This is a genomic window from Pseudomonas sp. GM55 (assembly GCF_000282395.1).
GTDB lineage: Bacteria > Pseudomonadota > Gammaproteobacteria > Pseudomonadales > Pseudomonadaceae > Aquipseudomonas > Aquipseudomonas fluorescens_CC.
Genome location: NZ_AKJJ01000043.1, coordinates 25,997 through 32,517, shown reverse-complemented (window position 1 = coordinate 32,517; position 6,521 = coordinate 25,997). Strand labels below are relative to the sequence as shown.

The following is a 6,521-nucleotide window of genomic DNA, read 5'->3' as shown; positions in this document are numbered from 1 at the left end:
TGTCGGCTGCCACTCGCAGATGATCCGTCCGTTCCGCGCCGAGACCGAACGCTACGGTCACTACTCGGTCGCCGGTGAAAGCGTCTGGGACCACCCATTTCTGTGGGGTTCCAAGCGTACCGGTCCGGACCTGGCCCGTGTCGGCGGTCGTTACTCCGATGACTGGCAGCGTGCGCATTTGTACAACCCGCGCAACGTCGTGCCTGAGTCGAAAATGCCGGCCTACCCGTTCCTCGTGGAAAACAAGCTCGACGGCAAAGACACCGCGAAGAAAATGGAAGTCTTGCGCACGCTCGGCGTCCCTTACACCGACGAAGACATCGCCGGCGCGAAGGATGCCGTGAAGGGCAAAACCGAAATGGACGCGCTGGTGGCCTATCTGCAAGGCCTGGGCACCATCATCAAAAGCAAACGGTGATCTAAATGGATATCGGGATGATTCGAGGCCTGGGCACCGTTGTCGTGATGGTGGCCTTCATCGGCCTGGCGTTGTGGGTGTTCAGCCCCAAGCGCAAGTCTGAGTTTGAAGACGCGACCTTGCTGCCTTTCGCGGATGATCCCGAAGCCATCAAGCACGTCGAGCAAGCTTCTAGGAGTAACAAAGAATGACTACATTCTGGAGTCTGTACGTCACAGTCCTCAGTCTCGGTACGATCTTTTCCCTGACCTGGCTGCTGCTGTCGACCCGCAAGGGCCAGCGCGCAGAGCAGACGGACGAGACAGTCGGGCATTCCTTCGACGGGATCGAGGAGTACGACAACCCGCTGCCGAAATGGTGGTTCATGCTGTTCGTGGGCACCATCATCTTCGCATTGGGCTACCTGGCGCTGTATCCGGGCCTGGGTAACTGGAAAGGCCTGCTGCCGGGTTACGGCTACCTCGACAACGAGAAGCAGACCCCGTTCGCCAACGGCCAGACCGGCTGGACCGGCGTTCACGAGTGGGAAAAGGAAATGGCCAGGTCAGACGCCAAGTTCGGTCCGATCTTCGCCAAGTTCGCGGCCATGCCAATCGAAGAAGTGGCCAAGGACCCGCAAGCCCTGAAGATGGGTGGCCGCCTGTTCGCCTCCAACTGCTCGGTTTGCCATGGTTCCGACGCCAAGGGCGCCTATGGCTTCCCTAACCTGACCGACGCCGACTGGCGCTGGGGCGGCGAGCCACAAACCATCAAGACCACCATCATGGGCGGCCGTCATGCCGTGATGCCTGCGTGGGCTGAAGTGATCGGCGAGCAAGGCGTGGCCGACGTGGCCGCGTTTGTCCTGACCAACCTCGATGGCCGCAAGTTGCCGGAAGGCACCAAGGCCGACCCGGTTGCCGGGCAGAAACTGTTCGCCACCAACTGCGTGGCGTGCCACGGTCCGGAAGGCAAAGGCACGCCAGCGATGGGCGCACCTGACCTGACTCACCCTGCCGCGTTCATCTACGGTTCGAGCTTCGCTCAACTGCAGCAGACCATCCGTTACGGCCGTCAGGGCCAGATGCCTGCGCAAGAACAGCTGCAAGGCAACGACAAGGTTCACCTGCTGGCCGCTTACGTCTACAGCCTGTCTCACGGTGAGAAGGCCGCGGACGCCCAGTAAGGCAAACGCTTGAAGCAACAAAAAACGGCCCCGCCAATGTGAATTGGCGGGGCCTTTTTTATGGCTCTTCACGGAATCCCGGAAACTCAGATAACGCAAGATCTGTAGGAGGCGGCTTGCTGGCGATGGACTTGAGTGCGCCGCGTTGAACCAGGGAGCACGCGTTATCGTTAACGACCATCGCCGGCAAGCCGGCTCCTACAGGTTGTTGCGTTGAGAATTGACTCCGCCCGCATCCAAAAAACCGTCCATAATTCCCAAGTCAATTGATTCAAGTCATTACACCATCAATTGATTTTGCCAAACGTGACCAAAGGTCGCACCCGCAGGCCAGAGCGACAGGCGTATCATTGAGCCACTGCAACACCCCTTTTTGACCCCGGTCGGCACGTACTGACCGAGGCATTTTTCCACTGCCGTGGGATGCAATGATGAGCAACCAGATTCCGGTACACGACATCACTCCACCCAACAAGAACGCGAACAACAGCGTCGACCTCTACGCCTCCAGAGAAAAAATCTACACCCGCGCCTTCACCGGCCTGTTCCGCAACCTGCGGATGACCGGCGGTGCCGTGTTGTTCCTGCTGTATTTCGGCACGGTGTGGCTCAACTGGGGCGGCCATCAGGCGGTCTGGTGGAACCTGCCGGAGCGCAAGTTCTTCATTTTCGGCGCCACCTTCTGGCCCCAGGACTTCATCCTGCTGTCGGGCATGTTGATCATCGCCGCGTTCGGCCTGTTCTTCATCACGGTCTATGCAGGCCGGGTGTGGTGCGGCTACACCTGCCCGCAGAGCGTCTGGACCTGGATTTTCATGTGGTGCGAAAAGGTCACCGAAGGCGACCGCAACCAGCGCATCAAGCTCGACAAGGCGCCCATGAGCGCCAACAAGTTCCTGCGCAAATTCAGCAAACACGTCATGTGGCTGCTCATCGGCTTCGTCACCGGCATGACCTTCGTCGGCTACTTCTCGCCGATTCGCGAATTGACCATCGACTTCTTTATCGGTGAAGCGGATGGCTGGTCGTACTTCTGGGTCGGCTTCTTCACTCTCGCCACTTACGGCAACGCCGGCTGGTTGCGCGAACAGGTGTGCATCTACATGTGCCCGTACGCACGCTTCCAGAGCGTGATGTTCGACAAGGACACCCTGATCGTCTCCTACGACCCTCGCCGTGGCGAAGGCCGTGGCCCGCGCAAAAAAGGTATCGACTACAAGGCCCAGGGCCTGGGTGACTGCATCGACTGCACCATGTGCGTCCAGGTCTGCCCGACCGGTATCGACATCCGCGACGGCCTGCAAATCGAATGCATCGGTTGCGCCGCCTGCATTGATGCCTGCGACGCCATCATGGACAAGATGGAATACCCGCGCGGGTTGATCAGCTACACCACCGAGCACAACCTGTCCGGGCAGAAAACCCATAAACTGCGCCCGCGCCTGATCGGCTATGCCGTGGTGCTGCTGGCGATGATCAGCTTGCTGGTGACCGCGTTCTTCATGCGCTCGCTGGTGGGCTTCGATGTCAGCAAGGACCGCGTGCTGTACCGCGAGAACGCCGAAGGCCGGATCGAAAACGTCTACAGCCTGAAAATCATGAACAAGGACCAGCACGACCATACCTACGTGCTCGAAGCCTCTGGCCTGCCGGATCTCAGATTGCAGGGCCGGCGCGAGATCAAGGTCGCGGCCGGGGAGATCGTCAGCCAGCCTGCCGAGCTGTCCGTCGCACCGGAAAAACTGCCGTCGAGCACCAACGAGGTGAAATTCATCCTCAAGGACGCCGATGACGACAGCGTCCACATTGAAGCCAAGAGCCGGTTCATCGGCCCACAAAATCGTTGAGAGAAGTGATCATGCCCGCAGCAACTGCCGCAAGTCCCTGGTACAAGCACCTCTGGCCATGGATCATCATCGGGATCCTGGCCTGCTCGGTGACCCTGACCTTGTCCATGGTGACCATCGCGGTGAAGAACCCGGACAACCTGGTCAACGACAATTACTACGAGGCTGGCAAAGGCATCAACCGCTCCCTCGACCGTGAGCTGCTGGCCCAGACCCTGAACATGCGCGCCAGCGTTCATCTCGATGACTTGACCGGCGAAGTTGACCTGCGCCTGAGCGGCGAGAGCCAACCCAAGACCCTGGAGCTCAACCTGATCTCGCCGACCCAGCCGGAGAAGGATCGCAAGATCACCCTGACCCGCAGCGAAACCGAACAGGGCCGCTACATAGGCCAGTTGAGCGACAAGATCGAAGGCCGGCGTTTTGTCGAATTGCTCGGCACTCAGGATGACCACATCTGGCGCATGTTCGAAGAGGAACCGGTCAGTCATGACAAGGATCTGCTGCTCGGTGATGAGCCGCTGCAAGGTGCCGAAGACCTGAAGAAGTAAAGCCGCGCTTCGCGCATCGCCAGCAGGCTCGCTCCTGTAGGAGCCGGCTTGCTGGCGATGCGGCCCACCCAGACGCCATGGATCAACCATGACCACCCCACTCCCCTGCTACCACTGCGCCCTGCCCGTCCCGACCGGCAGCCGCTTCACCGCTGCGGCTCTCGGGCAAACCCGCGAATTCTGCTGCCCGGGCTGCCAGGCCGTGGCCGAGGCCATTGTCGCCGGCGGCCTGGAAAGCTATTACCAGCACCGCAGCGAAGCGTCGGCCAACCCCGAGGCGCTGCCGGTGCAACTGGTGGACGAACTGGCGCTGTACGACCGCGCCGATGTGCAGCAGCCCTTTGTCCGCCACGATGGCGAACTCGCCGAAACCACGCTGTTGATGGAAGGCATCAGTTGCGCAGCCTGTGGCTGGCTGATCGAAAAACACCTGCGCACCTTGCCGGCCGTGGCCGAAGCGCGCCTGAACCTGTCCAACCATCGCCTGCACGTGCGCTGGACCGATGCGCAGTTACCGCTGAGTCAGGTCCTCAGCGAACTGCGCCAGATCGGTTACGCCGCACACCCGTATCAGGCCGACCGGGCCAGCGAACAACTGGCCAGCGAAAACCGCCTGGCCCTGCGCCAGCTCGGCGTGGCCGGGCTGCTGTGGTTCCAGGCGATGATGGCGACCATGGCCACCTGGCCTGAATTCAACATCGACCTCAGCCCTGAACTGCACACCATCCTGCGCTGGGTCGCCCTGTTCCTCACCACCCCGATTGTGTTCTACAGCTGCGCGCCGTTTTTCAAAGGCGCCATGCGCGATCTGCGTACCCGCCACCTGACCATGGACGTTTCCGTGTCGCTGGCCATCGGCAGCGCCTACATTGCCGGGATCTGGACGTCGATCACCGGGGTCGGCGAACTGTATTTCGATGCCGTCGGCATGTTTGCCCTGTTCCTGCTGGCCGGGCGTTATCTGGAACGGCGCGCCCGCGAACGCACGGCCGCCGCCACCGCACAGCTGGTGAATCTGCTGCCTGCCTCGTGCCTGCGCTTGACGCCCGACGGCCAGAGCGAACGCATTCTGCTCAGTGAACTGCGTGTCGGCGACCGGGTGCTGGTTCATCCGGGGGCCATTCTCCCGGCTGACGGCAAGATCCTCGACGGCCAGTCGAGTGTCGACGAGTCGCTGCTGACCGGCGAATACCTGCCGCAACCACGCACCCGCGGCGATGCGGTCACCGCTGGCACCCTGAACGTCGAAGGCGCGCTGACCGTCGAGGTTCAGGCCCTGGGCCAGGACACTCGCCTCTCGGCCATCGTTCGCCTGCTCGATCGTGCCCAGGCCGAAAAGCCGCGGATGGCGGAAATCGCCGACCGCGCCGCGCAATGGTTCCTGCTGTTGTCGCTGATCGCCGCCGCCGCGATTGGCCTGCTGTGGTGGCAACTGGATGCCTCGCGAGCCTTCTGGATTGTGCTGGCGATGCTCGTGGCGACCTGCCCGTGCGCCTTGTCGCTGGCGACGCCGACCGCCCTCACCGCCGCCACCGGCACACTGCACAAACTCGGCCTGTTGCTGACCCGAGGCCATGTCCTGGAAGGTCTGAACCAGATCGACACGGTGATTTTCGACAAGACCGGCACCCTCACCGAAGGGCGCCTGGCATTGCGCTCGATCCGCCCGCTCGGCGCGCTCGACAGCGATCAATGCCTGAGCCTCGCCGCCGCCCTGGAAAACCGCTCCGAACATCCAATCGCCCGTGCGTTCGGACGCGCGCCACTGGCCGCCGAAGAAGTCCACAGCACTCCGGGCCTTGGCCTGGAGGGGCTGGTCGAGGGGCGCCGCCTGCGCATCGGCCAACCGCGTTTCGTCTGCGAACTCAGCGGCGCCGGAGTGCCGTCGATACCCGAAGAAGCCGGCCAATGGCTGCTGCTCGGCGACAGCCAAGGACCGCTGGCCTGGCTCGTCCTCGACGATCGCTTGCGTGCCGATGCGCCGGCATTGCTGGCCGCGTGCAAGGCGCGTGGCTGGCGCACGCTGTTGTTGTCCGGCGACAGCTCGCCGATGGTCGCCAGCGTGGCGGCGCAACTCGGTATCGATGAAGCCCGCGGCGGTTTGCGTCCGGACGATAAACTGCAGGTCCTGCAACAACTGCACAAAGAAGGTCGCAAGGTATTGATGCTCGGTGACGGGGTCAATGACGTGCCGGTACTGGCGGCTGCGGATATCAGCGTCGCCATGGGCTCGGCCACCGACCTGGCGAAAACCAGTGCCGATGCCGTGTTGCTGTCCAACCGCCTCGACGCGCTGGTGCAAGCCTTCAGTCTGGCGCGACGCACCCGTCGGGTCATTATCGAGAACCTGCTGTGGGCCGGGTTGTACAATGGCCTCATGTTGCCCTTCGCCGCCCTCGGCTGGATCACTCCGGTCTGGGCTGCGGTGGGCATGTCGATCAGTTCGTTGACCGTGGTGTTGAACGCGCTGCGCCTGACTCGAATGCCGAGCGCGCCCGCCCTCTCCACCACGCCAGAAACCCGCCCGCTGCCGGCCTGAG

Annotated in this window: 6 protein-coding genes; all 6 read left to right on the top strand. The window is 62.3% G+C overall.

Annotated features, from left to right (window positions below):
• Positions 1-418 (top strand): cbb3-type cytochrome c oxidase subunit II (locus tag PMI31_RS10385; protein ID WP_007922409.1); only part of this gene is annotated, 418 nt, incomplete at its 5' end.
• Between the two features lie 5 nt (positions 419-423).
• A complete protein-coding gene (locus tag PMI31_RS10380) occupies positions 424-609 on the top strand; it encodes a CcoQ/FixQ family Cbb3-type cytochrome c oxidase assembly chaperone (RefSeq protein ID WP_003175465.1) in 186 nt (61 codons plus the stop codon).
• The gene (ccoP, locus tag PMI31_RS10375) at positions 606-1,583 is read left to right on the top strand and encodes a cytochrome-c oxidase, cbb3-type subunit III (RefSeq protein ID WP_008017952.1); all 978 of its coding nucleotides are present in this window, start codon (positions 606-608) and stop codon (positions 1,581-1,583) included. The genes PMI31_RS10380 and ccoP overlap by 4 nt, the downstream gene beginning before the upstream one ends.
• Before the next feature lie 431 nt (positions 1,584-2,014).
• On the top strand, positions 2,015-3,430 hold the full coding sequence (gene ccoG / locus PMI31_RS10370) for a cytochrome c oxidase accessory protein CcoG (RefSeq protein WP_008017951.1): 1,416 nt from the start codon (positions 2,015-2,017) through the stop codon (positions 3,428-3,430).
• A gap of 11 nt (positions 3,431-3,441) precedes the next feature.
• Positions 3,442-3,981, top strand: coding sequence for a FixH family protein (locus PMI31_RS10365; RefSeq protein WP_008017950.1), 540 nt, complete (start codon positions 3,442-3,444; stop codon positions 3,979-3,981).
• 88 nt (positions 3,982-4,069) lie between these two features.
• A complete protein-coding gene (locus PMI31_RS10360; protein ID WP_008017949.1) occupies positions 4,070-6,520 on the top strand; it encodes a heavy metal translocating P-type ATPase in 2,451 nt (816 codons plus the stop codon).
• The last annotated feature ends 1 nt before the right edge of the window (position 6,521 follow it).

What these genes read in the sequence shown, in the direction of transcription:
- PMI31_RS10360 (WP_008017949.1), top strand. Translation starts at nt 4,070, where the DNA reads ATGACCACCCCACTCCCCTGCTACCACTGCGCCCTGCCCGTCCCGACC.
- PMI31_RS10380 (WP_003175465.1), top strand. Translation starts at nt 424, where the DNA reads ATGGATATCGGGATGATTCGAGGCCTGGGCACCGTTGTCGTGATGGTG.
- ccoG (WP_008017951.1), top strand. Translation starts at nt 2,015, where the DNA reads ATGAGCAACCAGATTCCGGTACACGACATCACTCCACCCAACAAGAAC.
- PMI31_RS10365 (WP_008017950.1), top strand. Translation starts at nt 3,442, where the DNA reads ATGCCCGCAGCAACTGCCGCAAGTCCCTGGTACAAGCACCTCTGGCCA.
- ccoP (WP_008017952.1), top strand. Translation starts at nt 606, where the DNA reads ATGACTACATTCTGGAGTCTGTACGTCACAGTCCTCAGTCTCGGTACG.